Origin of the sequence: Streptomyces sp. NPDC057137, assembly GCF_042670825.1 — a bacterium.
Taxonomy (GTDB): domain Bacteria; phylum Actinomycetota; class Actinomycetes; order Streptomycetales; family Streptomycetaceae; genus Streptomyces.
On record NZ_JBHUUW010000097.1, the window covers coordinates 1 to 23,235 of the forward strand.

Sequence of the window (23,235 nt, forward strand, 5' to 3'; positions counted from 1 at the left end):
GACCCAGGGTCTTGCGCGCCTGGCCCGCGGCCGCCCCCCCCCCGGGCGGCCCGTGGGATAATGGGCGGGGGGGGGGGGGGCCGGTCCCCCCGGCCCCCCCGCCCCCCGCCCTCTCGGGCGCGGATTCGGTGCAGAGAATGAAACGGAAGGTCAGTCACGTGACTGCTGCCGACACGCAGGAGGCCGCCGGACCCCCGGCGCCCCCGGTACCGCGTGACCCGAAAGGGACAGACGGCCGGCCCGGCCCGGAGAAGGAGACGGTCAAGGTCGTCGGGAAGAGACGCCGCAAGAAGGGCGAACTCCTTCCGTTCCTGCTGATCCTCCCGGCGATCGTCGCCATCGCCGCCGTCTACGCGTTCCCGCTCACCAAGACCGTGATCATGTCCTTCCAGGACCTGGGCCGGCGCGAGCTGTGGACGGGGGAGTCGCCGCCCTGGGTCGGCTTCGAGCAGTTCACCAACATCCTCGGTGACTCCGAATTCTGGTCCGTCACCGGCCGTACCGTCCTGTTCATGGTCGTCTGCGTCGGCCTCACCATGGTCCTCGGCCTGCTGGTCGCGATGATGATGACCCGGCTGTCCACCTGGGTGCGCCTGACACTGACCGCGGCACTGATCGCCGCCTGGTCGATGCCCCTGATGGTCGCCGCCTCGATCTTCCGCTGGCTGTCGGACTCCGACTACGGCCTGCTGAACACCCTGATAGCCAAGGTCGCCGGCGACGACTTCCTCGGCCACAACTGGTTCCTCGACCCCTGGCAGGGCTTCGCGATCATCACGCTGCTGGTCGTCTGGGGCGCCATCCCGTTCGTCGTGATCACGCTGTACGCGGCCCTCACCCAGGTCCCCCGCGAGCTGGAGGAGGCGGCGGCCCTCGACGGCGCCGACGTCCGCGGCGTGTTCCGCTACGTGACCTGGCCCGTCATCCGCCCGGTCTTCGTCATGGTCACCACGCTCTCGGTGATCTGGGACTTCAACGTATTCGGCCAGATCTGGCTGCTGCGCGGCAACAAGCCCGAACCGGAGTACGAGACCCTCGGCCTCTACTCCTTCTCCAAGGCCTTCGAGTCCACCTCCTTCAGCCAGGGCACCGCGATCGCACTGATCACCGTCCTGCTGCTCTCCGGCGTGGCCGTGTACTACCTGCGTCAGCTCATGAAGACAGGAGAGGTCGAATGAGCACCTCAACCTCCACCGCGCCCACGCCGATTCCGGCCCCGTCCCCGGCGGCCGTGAAGCAGAAGCTGCGCCCGGACCGCAAGAAGAGCCGCGGCATCTACGACGTGCTGGGTCTCCTCTTCGCCGTCGTCATGGCGTTCCCGGTGTACTGGCTGATCATCAGCTCGCTGCGGCCCAACCACGAGATCCGCTCCTACGACCAGACGCTGTGGCCGTCGTCGCTCACCTTCGACAACTTCGCCCGCGCGATCGACCAGCCGAACTTCTCCACCGCCGTCCAGTCCAGCCTGATCGTCTCGGTCACCGCGGTCGTCGGCGGCATGATCATCGCGACACTTGCGGCCCTCGCCATCGGCCGGTTCAGATTCTTCGGCCGCCGCGCGCTGCTGATGGTGCTGATCCTCGTACAGATGCTGCCGCCGACGGCGATGCTCATCCCGATCTACGCGCAGCTCAACGCGATCGGGGGCCTGGACGAGTACTGGGGCCTGATCATCGTCTACCTGGTCTCCACGCTGCCGTTCGCGATCATCATGATCCGCGGCTTCGTCGTGAACATCCCGGTGGAGCTGGAGGAGTCGGCCATGGTCGACGGCTGTACGCGGATGGGCGCCTTCCGGCGGGTGATCTTCCCCCTGCTGGCCCCGGGCCTCGCGGCGGCGTCGATCTTCGCGCTGGTCAACGCGTGGAACGAGTACCTCTTCGCGTACATCCTGATCAACGACAACTCCAAGTACACGCTCAACGTGTGGCTGATGACCTTCACCACCGAGCGCGGCACCGACTACGGGGCGCTGATGGCGGCCTCGACCCTGATCGCGCTGCCGGTGGTGGTGTTCTTCATGATCATTCAGAAGAAGATGGCGACCGGTCTGACATCCGGCGCAGTAAAGGGATAGCGCCGTATGACCACTCTCACCCACAGCTCCGACACCCTGACCCGGGACGCCCTCGCCGTCCTCCAGCCCGGCTTCCACGGCACCACGGCGCCGGACTGGCTGCTGCGGCGCATCGGCGAAGGACTCACCTCCGTCGGCCTCTTCGGCCGCAACATCACCTCGCCGGCCCAACTGGCCGCGCTCACCGCGCAGCTGAGGGCCGAGCGGGACGACGTCCTCGTCGCCATCGACGAGGAGGGCGGCGACGTCACCCGTCTCGAAGTACGCGACGGGTCGTCCTTCCCCGGCAACTACGCGCTCGGCTCCGTCGACGACGTGGACCTCACCCGGGCCGTCGCGCGCGAGCTCGGCAGCCGGCTCGCCGCGTGCGGCGTCAACCTCAACTGGGCGCCGTCCGCCGACGTCAACTCCGACGTCAACAACCCCGTCATCGGCGTGCGCTCCTTCGGCGCCGATCCGGCGCTCGTGTCCCGGCACACGGCCGCCTATGTAGAAGGACTGCAGTCCGCCGGGGTGGCCGCCTGCACCAAGCACTTCCCCGGACACGGCGACACGGCCGTCGACTCGCACCACGCGCTGCCGCGCATCGACGTGGACTTCGACACGCTCCACGCCCGTGAACTGGCGCCGTTCCGGTCGGCGATCACCGCAGGTTCCAAATCGGTGATGAGCGCGCACATCCTGCTGTCCGCGCTCGACCCGAACCGCCCCGCGACTCTCAGCCCGCAGATCCTCACCGGTCTGCTCCGTGAGGAGCTGGGCTTCGACGGTCTGATCGTCACCGACGGCATCGAGATGCAGGCCATCGCGTCGACGTACGGCATCGAGCGCGGTTCCGTCCTGGCGATCGCCGCGGGCGTCGACGCGATCTGTGTCGGCGGCGGCCTGGCCGACGAGGGAACCGTCCTGCGACTGCGCGACGCATTGGTCGACGCGGTACGGGAAGGCGAACTGCCCGAGGAGCGACTGGCCGACGCGGCGGCGCGAGTACGCGCCCTCGCCGACTGGACGCGACGGGTGAGGGGGGCTTCGGGGCCGGGCGCGGCTGCACAGGAGGGGACCGCGCCCGGCACCGGTACCGCTGTCGCCGACGGATCGGACATCGGCGGAACGGACATCGGTCTGGTCGCGGCCCGCCGCGCCCTGCGGGTGACCGGCACGATCGAACCTCTTCAGGAGGCGCCGTACGTCGCCTCCTTCGCACCTGTCGCGAACATCGCCGTCGGCGACGAGACCCCCTGGGGCGTCGCCGCCGAACTCGCGGCGCTGCTGCCGGGCACCGAGACCGACACCTACGGCAGCGGGAGCGACGCGGCCGAGGTGCTGGCCGCGGCCGGGGAGCGCAGGATCGTCGCCGTCGTACGCGACGCGCACCGGCACTCCTGGATGGCGGCCGTACTGGAGGGCATTCTCGCGGCCCGCCCGGACACGGCGGTCGTGGAGATGGGTGTCAACCACGCCGAACCCACGGGGAGCCCGCACATCGCCACGTACGGCGCCGCGCGCGTCTGCGGCCGGGCGGCGGCGGAAGCCCTGACGGGCCGGGGCGCCTGAGCGTCGCGTCGTACGCAAGACACCGGGCGGGCCGCATGAGCGGCCCGCCCGGTGGTTTCTCAGGATGTGACGACGGCGGGTTCTAGATGCCCTGCCAGTCCGGCTTCGCGGCGTACGTCGCGCGGAAGTAGTCCGCGAGCTTCAGCTTGGACGCGGCGGCCTCGTCGACCACCACCGTGGCGTGCGCGTGCAGTTGCAGCGCCGACGCCGGTACGACGGCGGCCACCGGCCCCTCCACGGTCTGCGCCACGGCCTCGGCCTTGCCCTCGCCGGTGGCCAGCAGCACCAGGTGCCGGGCCTCCAGGATCGTGCCGATGCCCTGGGTGATGACGTGGTGCGGGACCTCGTCCGGGCTGTCGAAGAACCGGGCGTTGTCCTCCCGGGTCTGCCGCGTCAGCGTCTTGATACGGGTGCGCGAGGCCAGCGACGAGCACGGCTCGTTGAACCCGATGTGTCCGTCGGTCCCGATGCCGAGCAACTGGAGGTCCACCCCGCCGGCCTGGGCGAGGGCCAGGTCGTACGCCTCGCACGCCGCCTGTACGTCCTCGGCGGCGCCGTCCGGCCCCATGAACGCGTCCTCGGTGAGCCCGAGCGGCTCGACGACCTCGCGCAGGACCACCGAGCGGTACGACTCCGGGTGCCCGGCCGGCAGCCCGACGTACTCGTCCAACTGCGCGATACGGGCGCCCGAGGCGTCCACCGCGCCGGCCCGGACCTTGGCGGTCAGCGCCTGGTAGATGGGCAGCGGGGTCGATCCCGTGGCCACCCCGAGCAGCGCGTCGTGCTTACGGCGCAGCAGGTCCGCGATGGTCTCCGCTATGAGTTCGCCACCCGCCTTGGCGTCCTGGACGATGACAACTTCCACGCTGGGCCTGCCGATCTGGTAAGAGTCCTCTGAGTCTCGTGGTATAGACCAATCTAGCAGAGCGGGCGGGGGCGGTGCGGCCCCTTCCGCCCCCTTGCGCTGGCGGGGGAACGCGTTCCCGTGGTCGACTTGTGCGGGCCCCGTGGGCGCCGTCCCCCGGTCATCTTCAGCGATGTGGAGGCACCCGCCATGTCCGCGACGAACCCTTCCGAAGAGGCCGCACGGCTCGCGCGGACCGATCCGCCGGGCCGGATGATGGCCGCCGAGATGGCCGAGCAGCCCGCGATGCTGCGCCGCATCCTCAAGGAGGGCGCGCCGCGCGTCCGTACGGTGGCCGCCGCCGTCGCCGCCCGCGCCCCGCGCTTCGTCCTGCTCACCGCGCGCGGCACCTCCGACCATGCCGCGCTGTACGCCAAGTACCTGCTGGAGATCCGCCGGGGCATGCCCTGCGGGCTGTCCTCCATGTCCACCACGACGGCGTTCGGCGCCCGGCCCGACCTCCGCGACGTGCTGGTGATCACGGTCAGCCAGTCGGGAGGCTCGCCCGACCTGGTGGCGTCCACCCGGGCCGCGCGCGAGGCCGGGGCGATCACGCTCGCCGTCACCAACAACCCCGACTCGTCCCTGGCCGCCGTGTCGGAGTTCCACATCGACATCCTCGCGGGCCCGGAGAAGGCCCTCCCGGCGACGAAGACGTACACGGCCTCCCTGCTGTCGCTCTACCTCCTCGTCGAGGGCCTGGGCGGCGGTGACGGGGCCGCGGCGCACGTCCTGCCGGACCTGGCGGACCGGATCCTGTCCCGTAGGGACGAGGTGGTCACGCTGGCCTCCCGCTACCGCTTCGCCGAGCGGATGGTCATCACCTCGCGCGGCTACGGCTATCCGACGGCCAAGGAGGCGGCGCTCAAGCTCATGGAGACGAGCTACATCCCCGCGCTCGCCTACTCCGGCGCGGATCTGCTGCACGGCCCGCTCGCGATGGTCGACAACATCTCGCCGGTCATCGCCGTGGTCACCGACGGCAGGGGCGGCGAAGCGCTCCAGCCGGTCCTGGAACGGCTGCGCGGCCGGGGCGCGGACCTGTGCGTCGTCGGGCCGGCGTCCGAGGCCGCCGCCGCGTCGGCGGGATTCGCGCTTCCTACGGAGGGAGTCGCCGAGGAGGTCCAGCCGGTCCTGGAGATCCTGCCGCTCCAGCAACTGGCGTACGAGATCACCATGGCCCGCGGCCAGGACCCGGACGCCCCGCGCGCGCTGGCCAAGGTCACCGAGACCCACTGAGCTGCCGCGCCGGCCCGCTGACCTGGTGAGTCGCCGGGCCGAGCCGCCGACCCGCGTGCGGACCCCCGGAAACACCCACGGGCCGCGGCGCCAGGACGGGACCCTCAGCCCGTCCGGCACCGCAGCCCGGAGTTGCTACGGCCACGAAGGCCGTGAGAGAGGTATCGACGCAGTCAGGGCAGAGAGCGCCGGTTACCCCGTTCCGCCCTCCTGTGCGGGGAGAGCGGAAGCTTTACCTAAGCATTGTGGACTAGACCATTCATATCTGTCCATCGATCGGGAAGGGCATTTTCCGGCCCCTTCCACCACCACGTCGCGCGGACCGCCCCGGTTCACCCCACGGGTACGCTCGCCTGTGTGCCCTCCATGAACGACCTCGTACGCCAGCACACCGCCCTGACCGAGTCCGACCTCGAATGGCTCCATCTGCTGGTCTCGGAGTGGCAGCTGCTCTCCGACCTGTCCTTCGCGGACCTCGTCCTGTGGGTGCCCACCCGCGACGGTGCCCGCTACGTCTCCGTGGCCCAGATGCGGCCCAACACCGGCCCCACGTCCTACCAGGACGACATGGTCGGCCATCTCGTCCCCCGGGGCCGCAGGCCGCTTCTGGACGCCGCGCTGGACGAGGGCCGGATCGTGCGCGAGGGCGACCCGGAGTGGCGTGAGGAGGTGCCGGTGCGGGTCGAGTCGATCCCCGTACGCCGTGAGGGCCGCGTCCTCGGCGTCATCGCCCGCAACACCAACCTCCTCACCGTCCGCACCCCCAGCCGGCTGGAGCTGACGTACCTCCAGTCCGCCTCCGACCTCGCACAGATGATCGCCGCCGGATCGTTTCCCTTCCCCGGCCAGCAGGTCGACATGGACGCCTCACCACGCGTCGGCGACGGTCTGATCAGGCTCGACGTCGACGGCGTCGTCCAGTACGCGAGCCCCAACGCCCTCTCCGCGTATCACCGGCTGGGACTCGCGTCCGACCTGGTGGGACATCATCTCGGCCAGACGACCGACGAACTCGCCCCGGCGCGCGGCCCCGTGGACGAGGCCATGGTCAAACTGGCCAGCGGATACGCCCCGCGCGAGACCGAGGTGGAGAGCGCCGGCGGTGTCATCCAGCTGCGCGCCATCCCGCTCAAGCCGAAGGGCACCCGGATCGGTTCGCTGATCCTGCTCCGTGACGTCACCGAACTGCGGCGCCGTGAGCGCGAGTTGATAACGAAGGACGCCACGATCCGGGAGATCCACCACCGGGTGAAGAACAACCTCCAGACGGTGGCCGCGCTGCTCAGGCTCCAGGCGCGCCGGATGGACTCGGAACAGGGCCGCGAGGCACTCAACGAGGCGGTCCGAAGGGTCGGTTCCATCGCCATCGTCCATGAGACGCTTTCTCAGAATCTGGACGAACGTGTCGAGTTCGACGAGATCGCCGACCGGGTGCTCGCGATGGTGTCGGAGATCTCACCGGGCAAAACGGTACGCCGGACGGGCCGGTTCGGGATTCTGGACGCGGAAGTGGCCACGCCGCTCTCGATGGTCCTCACCGAGATCCTGCAGAACGCGCTGGAGCACGCCTTCGAGACGGGGGAGCGCGGCACGGTCGAGGTGCACGCCGTCCGCAGCGGCGGGAACGGGCCCAAACGTCCCGGCGACGTGGGCCGTTCGGACGCCCGGCTGCTCATCACCGTCCAGGACGACGGCCGCGGACTGCCCGAGGGGTTCGACCCGCGACGGGCCGGCAACCTGGGTCTGCAGATCGTACGGACGCTGGTGGAAGGGGAGTTGGGCGGCGGGTTCGACATGCTTCCCGGCCAGGAGCGGGGCACGCGGGTGATCCTCGACATCCCGGTGGAGCCGCACAAGTGACCGACTCCCACAAGTGACCGAGTCCTGAAGGTCTTTCACAGCGACGAGCCCCGGACCGTGGTGACGGTCCGGGGCTCGGCCTCAAGCTCTGTGACGTTGCGCATCGGGGGGTACTGCGCGCTGCGGTTCGGGGGCGGGGTTATGCGTACACGCTGTACGCGCCGCCGTGCTCAAGCTGGGTGCGGTGTCTCAGGCGGTCGCGTTACGCGCCCGGTTGCGAGCGGCACGGCGCTTCATCGCGCGGCGCTCGTCCTCGCTGAGGCCACCCCAGACACCCGAGTCCTGACCGGACTCGAGCGCCCACTGCAGACACTGCTCCATGACGGGGCAGCGACGGCAGACGGCCTTGGCTTCCTCGATCTGCAGCAGCGCAGGACCGGTGTTGCCGATGGGGAAGAAGAGCTCGGGGTCTTCCTCGCGGCAAACGGCGTTGTGACGCCAGTCCATGGCTGCTACCTCTCTTGGTGTTACGTGCTGATTGCTTGTGAATGTGAACGCTTTCACGAATCCCCCGACAAGGGAAGGGCCGACGCCCAGACAAGCTGGGGTGGTCCTGGTTCGAGGAGGGGTTCTGGTGCTCAGTGGAGGCCGGTGTTGCGGGCCGTCCCGAGCGCCATGTAGAGATTCGCAAACCTCGGCGGCGGATACAACCCCTTCAGGAAAGTTTTTTTTGATTCCTCGGTGTCGACTCGGTCACAGCCGTACTTCCATGGGGTGGATGCCAGCCTAAACGTTCGAGTGAAAGGACTTTCCCCACTTCCACTCACACAATCACACGCAGTGCACGGCGTACGCCTGTGAACGTCACGCTCGTTCGCAGTCCCAGGTGGTCGCCATCCATCTGGAAGGGCAGTGGGACCTTCGATTGCAAGGTGAAGTCGGTCAGGTCATGAAGGGAAACCGCATGCCTGCCGTGCGGGCCCCGATCGGGGGTCGAATTGAGTAGCTGCGTCGCATAACGCGCCACCGCCGGAGTCGACAACTTGCTCAGTCCCAGCACATCCAGAGCGGTGTCGAACGACGCTCCCGGAGACGCGTACAGCGGACGATTGCCCAGGTAGGAGTACGGGGCGGTGTTGCAGACTATCGACAGCACCAGGTCCGTGACGGGCTTCTCACCGGGCCGGTCGAGGGTGATCATGCCGCGCCTGCGATGGGGTTCGTCGAGGAACTGCCGCACCACCTGGCGCACATAGAGCGCGTGCGTCGAACGCTTACCGCGTTCCCGCTGTTGTTCGACCCGGCCGACCACTCCCGCGTCGAATCCCAATCCCGCGCAGAAAGTGAACCAGCGCGCGGGAACTGATTCATCGTCGGTTCCCGGAGTACCGGCCGCCAGTCCCAGACCGACAGTGCGTTCGCTCCGGTTACTCAGCGCGTCCAGAATGGCGCCGGTCGCCTCCACGGCGTCATTCGGCAACCCCAGCGCACGGGCGAAGACATTCGTCGAACCGCCCGGCACGACGGCCAGTCGCGGCAGCCTGTCGGGGTCCGGACCGCCGTGCAGAAGGCCGTTGACGACCTCGTTGACCGTGCCGTCGCCGCCGAGGGCGACAACCAGCTCTATGTCGTCGGAGTCCGCCGCACGCCGCCCCAGATCGCGGGCGTGCCCCCGGTACTCGGTCGTCACCGCCTCCAGCTTCATCTCGCTGGCGAGCGCGTGGATGAGTACGTCGCGTGTGCGGGCACTGGTGGTGGTTGCTGCCGGATTGACCACAAGGAGTGCGCGCATACGGAGGAGATTACCGGCCATGGACACCTGCCCCGTCCCCGGGCGGACCGCGCGCCGTCCGGGGGCCCGCCGGTCGCCGGGAGCCGGCGGCTACCCTGCTGGGGTGAGCAGAGTCGACCAGAACACCCCCGATCCGAGCCCGCGCCCCGGCCGGCTGACCGCGGCGGCCGCCTGCGCGGGGCTCGAAGCCCTCGCACTCGTCGTCGGCGGCGGATACCTGCTCGTGATGGGGCTGCTCGGGCGTCCCGACGACCCGCAGCAGTCCGTTATGGGCGGAGTCACCCTCGTCGCCCTCGGCGCCATCCCGCTGCTCGCCGCCCGCGGACTGCTGCTGCGGCGCGGCTGGAGCCGGGGCCCCGCGGTCGCCACCCAGATCATGGCGCTGCCGGTCGCCTGGACGCTGCTGACCTCCAGCGGCGCGCTGATTCCGGTCGGGATCGCGCTCGCGGTGGTCGCCGTCACGGCGCTGATCCTGCTGATCAACCCGACGACCGCGGAAGCGCTCGGCATCGGGCGCCCGGACCGCGCCTAGGACGTCTCCCACCCCGAACGCCCGAGGGGCCGTACGCGGCTGCGTACGGCCCCTCCGGCGATCTCAGGAGCGTCTCACTCCTCCACGAGCAGCTTCTCGCGCAGCTGCGCCAGCGTCCGGGCCAGCAGTCGCGAGACATGCATCTGCGAGATGCCGACCTCCTGCGCGATCTGCGACTGCGTCATGTTGCCGAAGAAACGCAGCAGCAGGATCCGCTTCTCGCGCGGCGGCAGATCCTCCAACAGAGGCTTCAGCGACTCGCGGTACTCGACGCTCTCCAGCGCCTCGTCCTCCGAGCCGAGCGTGTCCGCCACCGCCGGGGACTCGTCGTCCGTGTCCGGCACGTCCAGCGACAGCGTGCTGTACGCGTTGGCCGACTCCAGCCCTTCGAGGACCTCTTCCTCGGAGATGCCCAGCCGCTCCGCCAGCTCGTGCACCGTCGGCGAACGGCCGTGCTGCTGCGAGAGTTCGGCCGTCGCCGTCGTCAACGAGAGCCGCAGCTCCTGAAGACGCCGCGGCACCCGCACCGCCCAGCCCTTGTCGCGGAAGTGCCGCTTGATCTCGCCGACGACCGTGGGCGTGGCGTACGTCGAGAACTCGACACCCCGCTCCGGGTCGAACCGGTCCACCGACTTGATCAGGCCGATCGTCGCGACCTGCGTCAGATCGTCCAGCGGCTCACCGCGATTGCGGAACCGGCGGGCCAGATGCTCCACGAGCGGCAGATGCATCCGCACCAGCTGATTGCGCAGCAGCGCCCGTTCCGGAGAGTCCTCGGGCAGCTTGCGCAGCTCGATGAACATCGCCCGCGCCCCGCTGCGGTCATGTGGATCGTGTTGCCTGTGCTCGCTCATCGTGGCCGCCCGCTCTGCCTGCGCCTGCTCCGCCGCCGTCTGGCCGTCAAGCCCGTCCACCGGATGGGGCCGGGCCTGCTGCTCCGGAATGCCCGACGGCACGAGCGCCGGATCCGCCGGAACCTCATGCCCTTCGCGCGGATCCTGGGGAACCCGCTCCTCGTCACGCACCGGACCGTCCCCGTTCCTCACGCCGGCCCGGGTCCCGCGCCGCGCTGTTTGTACAGGCTGATGGCGACCGTGCGGTCGTCGGCGACCGTCGCGTCGACCTTGCCCGCGAGCGCCGACAGCACGGTCCACGCGAACGTGTCACGCTCCGGCGCGCGCCCGTCGGTCGTCGGCGCCGAGACGGTCACTTCCAGCGAGTCGTCGATGAGCCGGAACACACAGCTGAGGACGGAGCCCGGTACGGCCTGTTGCAGCAGGATCGCGCAGGCCTCGTCGACCGCGATGCGCAGGTCCTCGATCTCGTCGAGGGTGAAGTCCAAGCGTGCTGCCAGGCCGGCCGTAGCCGTACGCAGCACGGACAGGTAGGCACCCGCAGCGGGCAGCCGGACTTCCACGAAGTCCTGGGTCCCGGGCTCGCCTGCGATCTGGGACACCCTCACCTCCAAGGTGGCACAAGCTTCTCAGGGCTCCGGGAAGGGAATCTCCCGAAGCCTTGCGGTACGTAGTCGGTACGCAGCCGGTCTGGACTGGCGACGCTATCGCGATCCATGGTCCCGTGTCGCAGGGACCCCCGGGCCAGAGCCGGGCTGTCGGTTACTCATAGTAGGCATATGGGCACGGACAGTGGCTAGAGGTGTGCGGCAACCAATTACGAAGAACGGGCGGATGGTTGACGTACCCAGGCCTCAGACGATCGAACCGTCGACAAAGCACCATCGCCACGTCTCGCCGGGCTCGAAGCTACGCATCACGGGGTGGCCCGTATCCCTGAAATGCTGCGAGGCGTGCCGGTGCGGTGACGAGTCGCAGCACCCCACATGACCGCAGACCAGACAGAGCCGCAGTTGTACGTGGTGGCTGCCCGAGGCCAGACACTCCAGGCAGGTGTCGCTCAGCGGCGCGGGTTCGGGGCGTGGGAGGTCGGCAACGTGCTGGCACTCACTCATGATGGCCAGATTACGACGCTAGCGGAGGACGGTGGGCATGGACCCGTTGCAGCTGATCGCCCTGGTGGCGGGAAGCGCGGTGATCGCCGCGGCGGCCAGAAGGACGCCCGTGCCGGCACCGCTGCTTCTGGTCACGGCGGGACTCGGCGCCGCGTACGTGCCGGGCGTGCCCAGCTACGTACTCGACCCGCACATCGTCCTGCCCCTGCTGCTGCCGCCCCTGCTGCACACGGCCGCGGTGGACAGCTCGTACCTGGACCTGCGCGCCAACGCGCGGGCCGTCGGTCTGCTCTCCGTGGGATACGTCCTGTTCGCGACGCTCGCCGTCGGCTACCTCGCGTATCTCTTCATCCCCGACCTGCCGCTGACCGCGGCGCTGGTCCTCGGCGCCGTCATCGCGCCGCCGGACGCGGTGGCCGCCACCGCGATCGCCCGCAAGCTGGGGCTGCCGAACCGGATAACGACCATCCTGCAGGGCGAGTCGCTGGTGAACGACGCGACCGCGATCACCGCCTTCAAGGTGGCGCTCGCGGCCGCCGTCGGTGAAGGCGCGAGCTGGGCCGGCGGGATCGGCGAGTTCGCGCTGGCCTCCCTGGGAGGTATCGGTGTCGGCCTCGTACTGATGGTGCCGATCCACTGGCTCCGTACGCATCTTCGGGAGGCGCTGCTCCAGAACACCCTCTCGCTGCTCATCCCCTTCATCGCCTACGCGGCGGCCGAACAGGTGGGCGCGTCGGGCGTGCTGGCCGTCGTGGTGGTCGGGCTCTACCTCGGACACCGGTCCTGGCAGGTCGACTTCGCGACCCGGCTCCAGGAGAGCGCCGTGTGGAAGATGGTCTCCTTCGTCCTGGAGTCCGTCGTCTTCGCGCTGATCGGGCTCCAGCTGCCCTATGTACTGAAGGGGCTCGGCACCTACGGCGGAATGGAGGTCGCCGGTTACGCCGTCGGGGTGTTCGTGACCGTCGTCGTGGTCCGCTACGTCTGGGTCTTTCCGGCCACCTTCCTACCGCGCATGCTGTCCAAGCGGATCAGGGAGCGGGAAACCGACACGACCTGGAAGGCGCCGCTCGTCGTCGGGTGGGCGGGCATGCGCGGCGTGGTGTCGCTGGCCATCGCCTTCTCCATCCCGCGGACCCTGCACGACGGCAGCGACTTCCCGGCCCGCAACCTCGTCCTCTTTCTGACGTTCACGACCGTCATCGGCACCCTCGTCGTCCAGGGCCTCACCCTGCCCAAGCTGATCAGACTGCTGAAGCTGCCGGGGCGCGACGAGTACGCCGAGACCCTGGCCGAGGCGCAGGCGCAGAGCCGGGCGTCGGTGGCGGCCGAGCAGCGGCTGGACGAACTGCTCGCCGACGAACGCAACGCCCTGGCCGATCCGCTGGCGGACCGGCTCCGGCACGTGCTGGAGCGGCGGCGGAACTCCGTGTGGGAACGGCTCGGCACCGTCAACGAGTTGACCGGCGAATCCGCCGACCGCACCTATCAGCGGCTGTCCAGGGAGATGATCGGCGCCGAACGCGACGTCTTCGTGACGCTGCGCGACGAGCGGCGGATCGACGACGAGATGCTGCGGACGCTGCTGCGCCGGCTGGACCTGGAGGAGGCGGCGGCCTACCGGGAGGAATCCGACTGACTCCCGCCGTCCGGTTCCGGACCGCCGGTGACGACGGCGGCGACCGTGCTGCCCGGCGGGAAGGCGCCCTCCTCGGCGAGGGTGGTCAGACCGTGCAGCATCTTGGCCACATAGAGGCGCTCGACGGGGAACCGGTGCCGGTCCTCGAAGTCGGCGGCGAACGCGTCGAGCGCGGGAGTCGTACGGGCGTAACCGCCGCCGTGGAAGCGCTCGTCGAGCCGCCAGTCGCCCCGGGGTCCGCCGAAGGCCGCCAGCTGCAGCGCGCGGACCTCGCCGGCCAGGAAGCCGCCCCTCAGTACGGGGAAGCCGACGGCGCGCTGCCCGGGGCCGAGACCGGCGGCCAGGCCCGCGAGGGTGCCGCCGGTGCCGCAGGCGACCCCCACGACGTCCGCCGCACCGCGCAGCTCCCGGCCGAGGGCCGTACAGCCTTGCGCGGCAAGGGAGTTGCTGCCGCCCTCGGGAACGACGTACACCCGCTCAGGGGGCACGGTGAGCCCGTCGGCGGCGGCGGTCAGCAGCGCCCTCAGTACGGAGGGCTCCGTCTTACGGCGGTAGGTGGCCCGGTCCACGAAGTGCAGCCGCATGCCGTCGGCCACGCACCGGGCGAGTGAGGGATTCAGCGGGCGGGCGGCCAGCTCGTCGCCCCGTACGACGCCGACGGTCGTGAAGCCCAGCAGCCGGCCCGCGGCGGCGGTGGCGCGCAGATGGTTGGAGTACGCGCCGCCGAAGGTCAGCAGGACCTGATGGCCGGTGTCGGCGGCGGCCCGCAGGTTCGGTTCGAGTTTCCGCCATTTGTTGCCCGGAGGGTACAGGTCCACTGGTCCAAGCGCAGCCGTATCCCAGTCCAGCGTGGTGTGGATGAGATCGTCGCGCTTCAGCAGCAGCCGAATCCCCCGGCGGGCGAACCGGTCGTCATGGACTTCCTCCAGAGGGGAGGGCGGCCGGGGCCGGAGCGCGAGGGAGAGATCTACGGTCACGCTCCCATTGTGGCCGTGACCTCTTGCCGCACACTCAGAGCGTCTGAGGTACGCCCCGATCCCACAATTCCTCGGCGTGCTCCGCGAACCTGTCGAACATCCCGCTGTCCCCTTGGCGACGCAGATGCAGGAGAGGCGAGTCGTGGCCGACGAGCCGCGCCAGGTGGGGCGTCACCAGCGCGTCATGGTCAAACCGGAACACGGACAAGGACACATGATTCACGGCGTCCGCCGGGCTGCTGAAGCGCGTCTCAAGGCCGTCGAGGGGGCCGAGGCGCCCGAGGTGCTCCAGGCTGATCCTGATGCGCGTGCCGACACTCAAGGCGACGTCCTCAATGGCCTCGCGCTGCCGGGTCACCTCTCCATCAGGATCACCCAGCAGGAAGCGCACGCGGCATCCCGACGCGATCTTCCGGCGAAGAGTGTCGACGAACGCCGGTTGTTCCAACCACACGAAGTAGTTCGTGTATCCGGCCAAGAAGATGTCAGCGTCGGCCCCTTCGATCAGTTCACCCCACACGGTCGACGGGCAGGCGGAACGGTAAGGGTAGGCGTGGGCCAGTTCGCGGTCATGGCCCGTCTTCACCCGCTCCTGAACAACCTTCGGCCAGATCATCTCTTCGTCCACCTTCAGCGCCCGGCACGCGTCGACACGGTTCCTTGCATGAGGTACTAACTCGGCGTCAGCCAGCCACCGTTCCACCGTCTTGGGCGCCACACCGATACGGGCAGCGAGTTTTCGAGGCGAGAGCTGGGCGTCGGCCATAGCCGATCGTAGAGCGACGTTCAAGACTTCCCCCAGCGACGTTTGGGCTTTCTTGAACCGTAGCCGCATACGGTCCAACTGTCCCTGATCCGCAGCGACATACGTCCACCGGGGGCACGCAGTATCCCGGCCATGAGGACTCGTAGGACAACGATGGACGGACCCGTACACCTCGCTCTCCCGGCGGAGCCTCCACGCCCGGTCGATGGGTGCGATGTGTGTGCGGCGTTGGCCAAGCAGCGACAGAAGGCGAGGGACAGAGGCGACTACTCGGCCGCGACGAACGCGAGCGTCGAGATCCGTAATCACCCGCACAGGACCAGGAGCGCCGACGAGGGCACGGGAGGTGGCCGCGTTGGAGATGCAGCAGTGGCGCGACGGCCGTAAAGCAGCGGGAGAGGCAACAGAGGCCCTGAGGGAAGTCCTGGCGGACCGTGGCTTTCCTGCCGACTGGTTCAGCCATCTGCGACCCGTGGTGGCCTACTCGGGAAGGCCGTTGGTGCATATCGGGGTACTGCCCGCTGACATGGTGGAGCAACTGGCCGAGGCTCTGAGGAGGGATGAGCCGCACAGCCCGTAGCGGATCCTGACGAGGCGAAGTGCCTTTCGGTGGCGAACCGTTCAGGATGGGCAGAGAGGCCGGGGCTGATCGGTCCAACTCTTCTTTACTTACTCAAGGGCGCCTACGGCGCCGCCCGGCGGCCTGGCCCCCTGTCCGGGCATGCGGCCTGGCGGCCGGTCCCGTCCGGGTGCCCACCGCCAGCGGAACCGACTTCTATGAGCCGAGAGATTCAGACCAACGCATTGCCTGTCGCTCCCCCTCTCGTCACGATGCGTGCCCGTCATGGGCTTCGGGGCTGGGGGCGGCAGGCGCCGTGAGGCTTTAGGCAGCCGCCATGGGGCGAGCCTCGAAGACCAGGGGGCCAATCGGTCGACAACGCGGGCAGGGCAGGAGCCCGCCCGATTCGCGGAACGAGCGTAAGGCCCCCTGCTCTCTCGCCCCATGGCAGCTCCCGCCCAAAGCCTCACGACGCCGGCCGCGTGCCTAAGCCGCCTGTTCTATGAGTTCAGGTAGGCACCTCGTCACGCCGTCCAGGCGATGCCAGTCCAACTTGAGGGGCTGTTGCTTTTCTCCCACCCAATGAAAGCAGCAGCGCGCGTAGAGCTTGTACCAGGAACACCGCTTTCCCGGCCCCTCGGGAGGCAGCAGCCGCACCGAGTGCAGCACCACACGCAACAGTGAGCGGGCCTGCGTCAAGTCAGCTTCCTGCCATGCCGTGTTGAGGAGTTCCCAATCGCGCAGGATCATCAGATCCGTGGAGTCTCCGATCTCTGTCAGTTCGTTCCGCACCGTTGCGATCTGGCCCGCGATGGCGCTACGCATTTGTTCGTAGCGATGCTGCCCCTTTGGTCCCTGGAATCGGCCCTGGACGTAAAAGGCATCGTCCAACCCATCCAGTCGGGACTGGGCATTGTCCAGTGCGTGCGTGAGTTCCGTCCGCCGTGCGTCGGCTTCCGGATCCTTGTAGGAGAGCCAGCGGCGTGCAAGTTCTTGGAACAGTTCATGCGAATCCGTGAACGAAGTCACTCGGTTCATGAATGCTGCCCCGAGAACGTCGTCAATTTCTTCCACCGACACTGTCATTCCCAGGCACGCGGACTTGCCCATATTGACGCGGGTATAGCACCTGTACTGCGGTCCGCCTTTGGTCATCCCGCCGCCGCATCGTCCGCACTTCAGGAGACCCGAAAGGAGCGACTGGGCGGCAGGCTTGCCGCGCCTTCCGGTCGCCAGCCCCTCGGACGTACGCGACCGCAGTCCGGCCAGAATGTGGGCACGCTCGCCCACCGTGATCACACCCGCTCCGACCCGGACAGGGGCGCCCTCGGGACCGATCAAGGGTTCATCCGTAGCCCGCCAGCGTTCCCGCCCCCTGGCGTCCGTGTACCGCTCGTGAACAGGCATCAGACCCGCCCACGCGGGGGAGTGCGCAAGCTGAGTGATCGTTGACGACCGCCACAACCCGCCCCGCCGGGTGGTCAACCCGTCCGCGTTGAGTTCGTCGGCGATCGTTCCGGACGCCTTGTTCGCAAGCAGCCCATCAGCGATCCGGCGAGAGTGGTCGTACTCCTTGGGGTGGTGCTCCGTGGACGTCTTGCCCTTGCGTACGCGCAGTCCGTAGGGAGGCTGCCCGCCCGGCCAAGCGCCCGTGATCTTCTTCTCCGCCTTTGTCCGGCGCGTGCGAGTGGACGTGTTGTACGACTCCGAACGCGCCTGTTCGGCCAGCCACGCGAACAGCCCTCGATGCTGCGGAATGCTGCTGTCAAGGCCGTCCATGTGGGCCAGCAGGCGGGCGCCCTTGGCGTCGAACTGATCAAGGACTTGGCCGACCTGCCCCATGCCTCGGCGGCTCAGCCGGTCGAGCTTCCAGACCAGGACGTGACGCACCACCCCGGCCAACACGGCCGAGATCGCACCGTCGAACTCCTCGCGCTTGACTCCCGCCTTGAAGGCGGAAAGCTCCTCTTTCCAGATCTTGCGGACCGTCAGGCCCTCACGTGCTGCGCGCTCCCGAAGATCACGTTCATGTGCTTGCAGTGTCGTCTTGTCATCCTGCAACGAGCTGCGACGAAGATACAGATCACACAACTTGGCAGGATCTGTGACCGTGCCCATACGACCACCCTCGGTCAGGGTGAGCCGGTCTGTCCATCCCTTTAAGCCCCAGGTCAGACCGACCTACACCAGTCGGCTTGTTTCTGGGCAACGAGGGATGGATCAGATCGTCCCGCTTCAGCAGCAGCCGTACGCCGCGGCGGGTGAAGCGCTCGTCCTCGACGGTCCGCAGGGGTGACGGCAGCCGTGGCCGCAGGGCGGCGAGGTCGAGCGCTTCCGGAGTCACACATTCATTGTCGCGTTCACTGTCGCGCCGGCGCGTGCCGGGCGGGATCTGCCGGACAGGGCTCCGGGCGCGGCCTAGCTCAGCCGCTCGTCGATGCGCCGGCGCAGGCCGGCCATGGAGACGCCGCGGGGGTCGATCTTGCCAGGCTGCCACTCCAGGTGGCCGATGACCGACGGCGCGTTCCATTTGTGGACCCGGCAGACCGCCGCCGCCGCGGCCTCCATGGCCTCCACCTGGACGGCGGGCCACGGGTCCTTGCCGTCGCCCAGGTTCTCGCACTCGAAGCCGTAGAAGTGCCTGTTCCCGTCCGTGTTGGCCTCGTTGTCCGGCGGCAGGGCCGTCTCGGCGATCACGGCGCGCAGGACGTCGTCGTCACCGCTGCCCGCGTGGTTGGCCCGGCCGTAACCGACCAGGTGCACCCGGCCGCGCTTGTCGATGACGCCGTGGCACAGCGGCCCCGGCAGCCCCGCGTAACCGTCGCGGCAGATGGCGACCGTGGAGGCCGTGCCCTTGGTGACCGTGTGGTGGATCATCACGCCGTGGACCGGGCCCCAGGGCCCCACGTGATTGCGGTTGTGCGTACGCCAGTCGCCGACTTCGACGACGGTCAGACCCTCGTCCTTCAGCGCGCCGATGAATCTGCTCGCAGACATGGGTGTGGCCATGTCGCCTCCTAGACCGGTGGATGTGGAGCGTGCGTCTCGTTTCGATGGTCGTTTCGCTGGCCTATTCCCCGAACACAGCGGAGTGGACCATCAATTCGCACGCTGTACGAGCTGATCCGGTCACTTTCGGCCGTCTGTCTGCACGTGGATGACAGAAGCCGCAAACGTGCCCCGACCACCGTGATCCAGTCCCACTCATTTGTGTGATAGCGCGACAACCAAGCGTGATGCAAAGCTTGTTCACGCAGGTCAGCCCATGATCGAGAGGGAGACTTATGTCGGTTGGTGACGAGGTCCGTACGGTGGAGCAGCCTTCCCAGCAGAGCTTGGGGACGGACGCCGCGCGGAACCTGGCGACCACCACGAAGACACCGCCGCAGATGCAGGAGATCACCTCGCGGTGGCTGCTGCGGATGCTGCCCTGGGTGCAGGTGCAGGGTGGTACGTACCGGGTGAACCGTCGGCTCAGTTATGCCGTCGGTGACGGGCGTGTGACGTTCGTGCAGACCGGCGACCGGGTGGCGGTCATCCCGGCGGAGCTGGGTGAGCTGCCGGCGCTGCGTGGCTTCGAGGACGACCAGGTCCTGGCCGAGCTGGCGAACCGCTGCGAGCAGCAGGAGTTCGGCGCGGGGCAGACCGTGGTCGCCTCCGGCTCGGCCGCGGACCGGGTGTACCTGCTGGCCCACGGCAAGGTGGAGAAGGTGGGGGAGGGGCCGTACGGGGATGAGACGGTGCTCGAAGTCCTCGCCGACGGGGCGTACTTCGGGGAACAGGCGCTGGTGGACGACGAGGCCACCTGGCAGTACACGGCACGTGCGGCGACGGCCTGCACGGTGCTGGTGCTGACCCGGCAGGACGTGCTGAACCTGGCGGAGCGGGCGGGGTCGCTGCGCGCGCATCTGGACTCGCTCGCGTCCGTCCCGGAGCAGCGGACCAACAAGTACGGCGAGGCGGCGATCGAGCTGTCGGCCGGCCATGTCGGCGAGGCCGTGGTGCCTCATACGTTCGTGGACTACGAGGGGGCGCCGCGGGAGTACGAGCTGAGCGTCGCGCAGACCGTGCTGAAGGTCCACAGCAGGGTCGCCGACCTCTACAACCAGCCGATGAACCAGACCGAGCAGCAGTTGCGGCTCACGGTCGAGGCGCTGCGCGAGCGCCAGGAATACGAGCTGGTGAACAACCGCGAGTTCGGCCTGCTGAACAACTGCGACTACGGGCAGCGGCTCCAGCCGCACGGCGGGGCGCCCACCCCGGACGACATGGACGAGCTGCTGTCGCGCCGCCGTGGCTCGAAGATGTTCCTGGCGCATCCGCGGGCCATCGCCGCCTTCGGCCGCGAGTGCAACAAGCGGGGGCTCAATCCGGCCACGGTGGATGTCGCGGGCACGCATGTGCAGGCCTGGCGCGGGGTGCCGCTCTTCCCGAGCAACAAGATCCCGATCTCGGACGCCGGGACGACCTCGATCATCTGTATGCGTACGGGCGAGGCCGAGCAGGGGGTCGTCGGGCTCCAGCAGAGCGGTATCCCGGACGAGATCGAGCCCAGCATGTCGGTCCGGTTCATGGGCATCGACGAGCAGGCGATCATCTCGTACCTGGTCACCGCCTACTACTCGGCGGCGGTCCTGGTGCCGGACGCCCTCGGTGTCCTGGAGAACGTGGAAGTGAGCCGCTGGCACTGAGGTGACACGCGCCGGGTGGGGCCCGAACGTGTCCGTCCGTACGGCCGGGCCCCACCCGGCGCGCACTCGGCAGCCGCCCAGTCCGCCGCAGAGGAAGTGACCCTGACCATGACCAGCACGGATGCCGCCACCGATGGCCACGAGGCCGTGGCGCTCCTGGAGCGCTCGCGTAGCGTCGTCCAACCCGAACTGCGCGCGGCGGTCGAGTCGTTGCCCCCGGCCGTACGCCGCGTCGCGAGATATCACTTCGGCTGGCAGGAGGCCGACGGCTCACCGGCGACGGGCGGTGCGGGGAAGGCCATCAGGCCCGCGCTCGTTCTCGCGGCGACACGGGCGCTCGGAGGGGAGCCGCACCGTGCCGTCCCGGCCGCGGTCGCGGTCGAGCTGGCCCACAACTTCACCCTGCTGCACGACGACGTGATCGACGAGGACCCGACCCGTAGACATCGGCCCACGGCCTGGACGGTCTTCGGCACCACCGACGCGATCATCGTCGGCGACGCCCTGCAGTCCCTGGCGCTGCGGCTGCTGGCCGAGGACCGCCATCCGGCCTCGTCCCCGGCCGCCGTGCGGCTCACCAACTGCGTCATCGAGCTGTGCGCCGGACAGCAGACGGACTGCGCGCTGGAGCTGCGTGGTCCGAGCGATGTGTCGCTGGACGAGTGTCTGACGATGGCGATGGCCAAGACCGGTGCGCTGCTGGGCACTTCGTGTGCTCTGGGCGCGCTCTACGCGGACGCGGGCGAGGAGGAGGTGGCCGCGCTCGACGCGTTCGGCCGGGAGGCGGGGCTGGCCTTCCAGCTGATCGACGATCTCATCGGGATCTGGGGCGACCCGGAGCGTACGGGCAAGCCGGCCGGTGCCGATCTGGTCGCCCACAAGAAGTCGCTGCCGGTCGTCGCCGCGCTGGTCTCGGGGCATCCGGCCGCCGAGGAGCTGGCGGATCTGTACCGGCGGCCGATGGACGAGGCCGCTGTCGCACGCGCCACTTCGGCGGTGGAGCGGGCCGGCGGGCGCGACTGGGCGCAGGCCCAGGCGGCCGACCGGATGGCGCGGGCGGTCCACCAACTCTCCCTGGCGGTCCCGGATCTGGTGGCGGCGGGTGATCTGCTGGCCCTGGCCGAATACGTCACACGCCGCACGCGATAGCACCACCGGACAGGGCCCGGTGGCCGCGAGCGCCCCGCCGCAAGCCGCGCAGCGCGGAAACACCTTGCGTAACCACTACGGTTGAAGCACTATGGGTGCAGTGGTCATGGCCGCGCGCCCCGGACGGGTTCCGGGCGCCGGCCGTGACACCTTCTGTCGCCCATCGCAAAAGAGGTCCGGCTTGCGCAAGCTCAGCTATTTCATCGCCGCGTCGATCGACGGCTACATCGGCGACCCCAGCGGTGAGGGGGGCTTCTTCACCCGCTTCGTCGACGAGGAGTTCCTCGCCTTCCTCAAGGACGAGTATCCCGAGACGCTGCCGACGCCCGGCCGTCAGCCGCTGGGTATCGACCACCTGGAGAACAAGCAGTTCGACACGAACATCCAGGGCAGGCGCACCTACGAGGTCGCACTGGACATCGGCGTCACCAGTCCGTACGCGCATATGCGCCAGCTCGTGGCCTCACGGACCCTCGTGAGCCCCGACCCGGCCGTGGAGATCGTCTCCGGGGACCTCGCGGCCATGGTCAGGAAGATGAAGCAGGAGGAGGGTCTCGGGATCTACCTCTGTGGCGGCGCGAATCTCGCCGCCGAGCTGTTCGACGAGGTGGACGAGCTGGTCATCAAGACGTATCCGCTCATCCTCGGCTCCGGAATGCCCATGTTCGGCACGGAGTTCGCCCAGACCGACTTCACGCTGGAATCCAACCGCGCCTTCGGCAACGGAGTGGTCGTCAGGACGTACAGCCGCAAGCGCTGAAGCGGTTGAAGCGGCTGACGCGGCGAATCCACCGGGCGGGGCGGCCGGAAGCGGTGACCCACGCGCGCGGTGGAGCGTCCCGTACCGCTACAGTCCGCGAAATGACAGCGGAGTCGACGGAGTCATGGGCGGGCTGGTATCGGGACCGCCGCGGTGCGGAGCCCATCGCGATCATCGCGGACGGGCGGCAAGTCCGTACCCACATCAGGGGAGTTGCATACGAGGGGGCCGATTTCTCCGTGCTGGAACCCACGGAGGCGGGCGGCGTGTTGTCGTCCTGCGTGCTGGAGTGGGACATACCCATGCCCGTCAACACGGGCGGCACGGTCCAACAGGCCACGCTCAGCTGCCTGCTGACGCTCCATGAGCGAGCGTCGGGCGCACCGTCCGGGCGGGCGGAGCTGAGCCTCACGCTGCGCTGCGGCGGGGCGGCCTACGAGTCGGGCATCGTCGGGGCGGGGTTCCGTGACGCCCTCGACCGGATCAAGCGACAGCTGCCGGACGACACGGAGTTCGGGGGCAGGATCCTGGTGAACGCCTGACCTTCCCGGCCCCCTTTCCCTGACCTTCCCCGACCTTCCCCCGACCTTCTCCGAAGGCGCGAACCGCCCCGGCAGGTGCACGACGCCTGCCGGGGCGGTTGCTTCATGCCTTGTTCGCCAAGTTCCTGGAGCGCGTACGCGACGCAGAGTCGGCGAACGCACTCCGGGCGTGGGGGGGGGGGGCCGCGCGCAGCCGCACCCCCACACGCGGGGCGGCGTAGGAGGAAAAAAAAAACCCCAACAAACCCCCAAAAAAAAAAAAATTAAAGAGCGGAATAGAGGAGCAGT

The 23,235-nt window shown here is 68.9% G+C and carries 21 protein-coding genes and 1 pseudogene; 11 read left to right on the top strand and 11 right to left on the bottom strand.

Features of this window, described 5'->3' with window-relative positions; all coding sequences use genetic code 11:
* The first annotated feature begins 158 nt into the window (after positions 1–158).
* The 3 genes from ACFT9I_RS37700 to ACFT9I_RS37710 are packed head-to-tail and all read left to right on the top strand — an operon-like array spanning position 159 to position 3,631.
* Complete coding sequence (locus ACFT9I_RS37700; RefSeq protein ID WP_382572022.1) at positions 159–1,178, top strand: carbohydrate ABC transporter permease; 1,020 nt, start codon at positions 159–161, stop codon at positions 1,176–1,178.
* Positions 1,175–2,077, top strand: coding sequence for a carbohydrate ABC transporter permease (locus ACFT9I_RS37705; RefSeq protein WP_382572023.1), 903 nt, complete (start codon positions 1,175–1,177; stop codon positions 2,075–2,077). Before ACFT9I_RS37700 ends, ACFT9I_RS37705 begins: the two co-directional genes overlap by 4 nt.
* A gap of 6 nt (positions 2,078–2,083) precedes the next feature.
* Positions 2,084–3,631 carry a glycoside hydrolase family 3 protein gene (locus ACFT9I_RS37710; protein ID WP_382572024.1) on the top strand — a complete coding sequence of 516 codons (1,548 nt, stop codon included), beginning with the start codon at positions 2,084–2,086 and terminating at the stop codon, positions 3,629–3,631.
* 82 nt (positions 3,632–3,713) lie between these two features.
* Here the strand turns inward: ACFT9I_RS37710 and nagB are convergent, their stop codons facing one another.
* On the bottom strand, positions 3,714–4,496 hold the full coding sequence (gene nagB, locus ACFT9I_RS37715) for a glucosamine-6-phosphate deaminase (protein ID WP_382572025.1): 783 nt from the start codon (positions 4,494–4,496) through the stop codon (positions 3,714–3,716).
* A gap of 189 nt (positions 4,497–4,685) precedes the next feature.
* Here nagB and ACFT9I_RS37720 point away from each other — a divergent pair, with 189 nt between their 5' ends.
* Positions 4,686–5,774, top strand: a complete 1,089-nt coding sequence (locus tag ACFT9I_RS37720; protein ID WP_382572026.1) for an SIS domain-containing protein — start codon at positions 4,686–4,688, stop codon at positions 5,772–5,774.
* A 366-nt stretch (positions 5,775–6,140) separates the two neighbouring features.
* Positions 6,141–7,634 carry a histidine kinase N-terminal domain-containing protein gene (locus tag ACFT9I_RS37725; RefSeq protein WP_382572045.1) on the top strand — a complete coding sequence of 498 codons (1,494 nt, stop codon included), beginning with the start codon at positions 6,141–6,143 and terminating at the stop codon, positions 7,632–7,634.
* A 189-nt stretch (positions 7,635–7,823) separates the two neighbouring features.
* On the opposite strand, the gene ACFT9I_RS37730 is transcribed toward ACFT9I_RS37725, so the two are convergent.
* Positions 7,824–8,081: a WhiB family transcriptional regulator gene (locus ACFT9I_RS37730; RefSeq protein WP_004937597.1), complete on the bottom strand. Its 258-nt coding sequence runs from the start codon at positions 8,079–8,081 to the stop codon at positions 7,824–7,826.
* Positions 8,082–8,397: 316 nt separating this feature from the next.
* Positions 8,398–9,366 carry a diacylglycerol/lipid kinase family protein gene (locus tag ACFT9I_RS37735; protein WP_382572027.1) on the bottom strand — a complete coding sequence of 323 codons (969 nt, stop codon included), beginning with the start codon at positions 9,364–9,366 and terminating at the stop codon, positions 8,398–8,400.
* A gap of 103 nt (positions 9,367–9,469) precedes the next feature.
* On the opposite strand from ACFT9I_RS37735, the gene ACFT9I_RS37740 reads away from it, so the two are divergent.
* Entirely contained in the window at positions 9,470–9,898 is a 429-nt protein-coding gene (locus ACFT9I_RS37740) for a hypothetical protein (protein WP_382572029.1), read from the top strand.
* Positions 9,899–9,972: 74 nt separating this feature from the next.
* Here ACFT9I_RS37740 and ACFT9I_RS37745 read toward each other — a convergent pair whose 3' ends face one another.
* The 3 genes from ACFT9I_RS37745 to ACFT9I_RS37755 form a co-directional block, all read right to left on the bottom strand.
* Positions 9,973–10,944: an RNA polymerase sigma factor SigF gene (locus ACFT9I_RS37745; RefSeq protein ID WP_382572031.1), complete on the bottom strand. Its 972-nt coding sequence runs from the start codon at positions 10,942–10,944 to the stop codon at positions 9,973–9,975.
* Positions 10,941–11,354: an anti-sigma regulatory factor gene (locus ACFT9I_RS37750; RefSeq protein ID WP_023538758.1), complete on the bottom strand. Its 414-nt coding sequence runs from the start codon at positions 11,352–11,354 to the stop codon at positions 10,941–10,943. The genes ACFT9I_RS37745 and ACFT9I_RS37750 overlap by 4 nt, the downstream gene beginning before the upstream one ends.
* A gap of 252 nt (positions 11,355–11,606) precedes the next feature.
* Entirely contained in the window at positions 11,607–11,867 is a 261-nt protein-coding gene (locus ACFT9I_RS37755; RefSeq protein ID WP_382572032.1) for a UBP-type zinc finger domain-containing protein, read from the bottom strand.
* Positions 11,868–11,904: 37 nt separating this feature from the next.
* Here ACFT9I_RS37755 and ACFT9I_RS37760 point away from each other — a divergent pair, with 37 nt between their 5' ends.
* The gene (locus ACFT9I_RS37760; RefSeq protein ID WP_382572033.1) at positions 11,905–13,503 is read left to right on the top strand and encodes a Na+/H+ antiporter; all 1,599 of its coding nucleotides are present in this window, start codon (positions 11,905–11,907) and stop codon (positions 13,501–13,503) included.
* Here the strand turns inward: ACFT9I_RS37760 and ACFT9I_RS37765 are convergent.
* The 5 genes and pseudogenes from ACFT9I_RS37765 to ACFT9I_RS37785 form a co-directional block, all read right to left on the bottom strand.
* Positions 13,482–14,480, bottom strand: coding sequence for a 1-aminocyclopropane-1-carboxylate deaminase/D-cysteine desulfhydrase (locus tag ACFT9I_RS37765; protein WP_382572034.1), 999 nt, complete (start codon positions 14,478–14,480; stop codon positions 13,482–13,484). The genes ACFT9I_RS37760 and ACFT9I_RS37765 overlap by 22 nt on opposite strands.
* 34 nt (positions 14,481–14,514) lie before the next feature.
* On the bottom strand, positions 14,515–15,246 hold the full coding sequence (locus ACFT9I_RS37770) for an XRE family transcriptional regulator (RefSeq protein ID WP_382572036.1): 732 nt from the start codon (positions 15,244–15,246) through the stop codon (positions 14,515–14,517).
* A 1,045-nt stretch (positions 15,247–16,291) separates the two neighbouring features.
* A complete protein-coding gene (locus ACFT9I_RS37775) occupies positions 16,292–17,923 on the bottom strand; it encodes a recombinase family protein (RefSeq protein WP_382572037.1) in 1,632 nt (543 codons plus the stop codon).
* Positions 17,924–17,999: 76 nt separating this feature from the next.
* A pseudogene (locus ACFT9I_RS37780) lies at positions 18,000–18,335 on the bottom strand (hypothetical protein); the annotation flags it as partial.
* Positions 18,224–18,814, bottom strand: a complete 591-nt coding sequence (locus ACFT9I_RS37785; protein ID WP_382572038.1) for an N-acetylmuramoyl-L-alanine amidase — start codon at positions 18,812–18,814, stop codon at positions 18,224–18,226. The gene ACFT9I_RS37785 and the pseudogene ACFT9I_RS37780, both read right to left, overlap by 112 nt.
* Before the next feature lie 275 nt (positions 18,815–19,089).
* On the opposite strand from ACFT9I_RS37785, the gene ACFT9I_RS37790 reads away from it, so the two are divergent.
* From ACFT9I_RS37790 to ACFT9I_RS37805, 4 genes are all read left to right on the top strand, one after another.
* Positions 19,090–20,496: a family 2B encapsulin nanocompartment shell protein gene (locus ACFT9I_RS37790; protein ID WP_382572040.1), complete on the top strand. Its 1,407-nt coding sequence runs from the start codon at positions 19,090–19,092 to the stop codon at positions 20,494–20,496.
* Positions 20,497–20,604: 108 nt separating this feature from the next.
* Positions 20,605–21,645, top strand: a complete 1,041-nt coding sequence (locus ACFT9I_RS37795) for a family 2 encapsulin nanocompartment cargo protein polyprenyl transferase (RefSeq protein WP_382572042.1) — start codon at positions 20,605–20,607, stop codon at positions 21,643–21,645.
* A 181-nt stretch (positions 21,646–21,826) separates the two neighbouring features.
* Positions 21,827–22,405 (top strand): dihydrofolate reductase family protein, encoded by a 579-nt coding sequence (locus ACFT9I_RS37800; protein WP_382572043.1) that lies wholly within the window; start codon positions 21,827–21,829, stop codon positions 22,403–22,405.
* A gap of 101 nt (positions 22,406–22,506) precedes the next feature.
* Complete coding sequence (locus tag ACFT9I_RS37805; protein ID WP_382572044.1) at positions 22,507–22,947, top strand: DUF6304 family protein; 441 nt, start codon at positions 22,507–22,509, stop codon at positions 22,945–22,947.
* Positions 22,948–23,235 lie beyond the last annotated feature (288 nt).

What these genes read in the sequence shown, in the direction of transcription:
- ACFT9I_RS37705 (WP_382572023.1), top strand. Translation starts at nt 1,175, where the DNA reads ATGAGCACCTCAACCTCCACCGCGCCCACGCCGATTCCGGCCCCGTCC.
- ACFT9I_RS37710 (WP_382572024.1), top strand. Translation starts at nt 2,084, where the DNA reads ATGACCACTCTCACCCACAGCTCCGACACCCTGACCCGGGACGCCCTC.
- ACFT9I_RS37720 (WP_382572026.1), top strand. Translation starts at nt 4,686, where the DNA reads ATGTCCGCGACGAACCCTTCCGAAGAGGCCGCACGGCTCGCGCGGACC.
- ACFT9I_RS37725 (WP_382572045.1), top strand. Translation starts at nt 6,141, where the DNA reads ATGAACGACCTCGTACGCCAGCACACCGCCCTGACCGAGTCCGACCTC.
- ACFT9I_RS37730 (WP_004937597.1), bottom strand. Translation starts at nt 8,081, where the DNA reads ATGGACTGGCGTCACAACGCCGTTTGCCGCGAGGAAGACCCCGAGCTC.
- ACFT9I_RS37735 (WP_382572027.1), bottom strand. Translation starts at nt 9,366, where the DNA reads ATGCGCGCACTCCTTGTGGTCAATCCGGCAGCAACCACCACCAGTGCC.
- ACFT9I_RS37755 (WP_382572032.1), bottom strand. Translation starts at nt 11,867, where the DNA reads ATGAGTGAGTGCCAGCACGTTGCCGACCTCCCACGCCCCGAACCCGCG.
- ACFT9I_RS37760 (WP_382572033.1), top strand. Translation starts at nt 11,905, where the DNA reads ATGGACCCGTTGCAGCTGATCGCCCTGGTGGCGGGAAGCGCGGTGATC.
- ACFT9I_RS37770 (WP_382572036.1), bottom strand. Translation starts at nt 15,246, where the DNA reads ATGGCCGACGCCCAGCTCTCGCCTCGAAAACTCGCTGCCCGTATCGGT.
- ACFT9I_RS37775 (WP_382572037.1), bottom strand. Translation starts at nt 17,923, where the DNA reads ATGGGCACGGTCACAGATCCTGCCAAGTTGTGTGATCTGTATCTTCGT.
- ACFT9I_RS37785 (WP_382572038.1), bottom strand. Translation starts at nt 18,814, where the DNA reads ATGGCCACACCCATGTCTGCGAGCAGATTCATCGGCGCGCTGAAGGAC.
- ACFT9I_RS37790 (WP_382572040.1), top strand. Translation starts at nt 19,090, where the DNA reads ATGTCGGTTGGTGACGAGGTCCGTACGGTGGAGCAGCCTTCCCAGCAG.
- ACFT9I_RS37795 (WP_382572042.1), top strand. Translation starts at nt 20,605, where the DNA reads ATGACCAGCACGGATGCCGCCACCGATGGCCACGAGGCCGTGGCGCTC.
- ACFT9I_RS37805 (WP_382572044.1), top strand. Translation starts at nt 22,507, where the DNA reads ATGACAGCGGAGTCGACGGAGTCATGGGCGGGCTGGTATCGGGACCGC.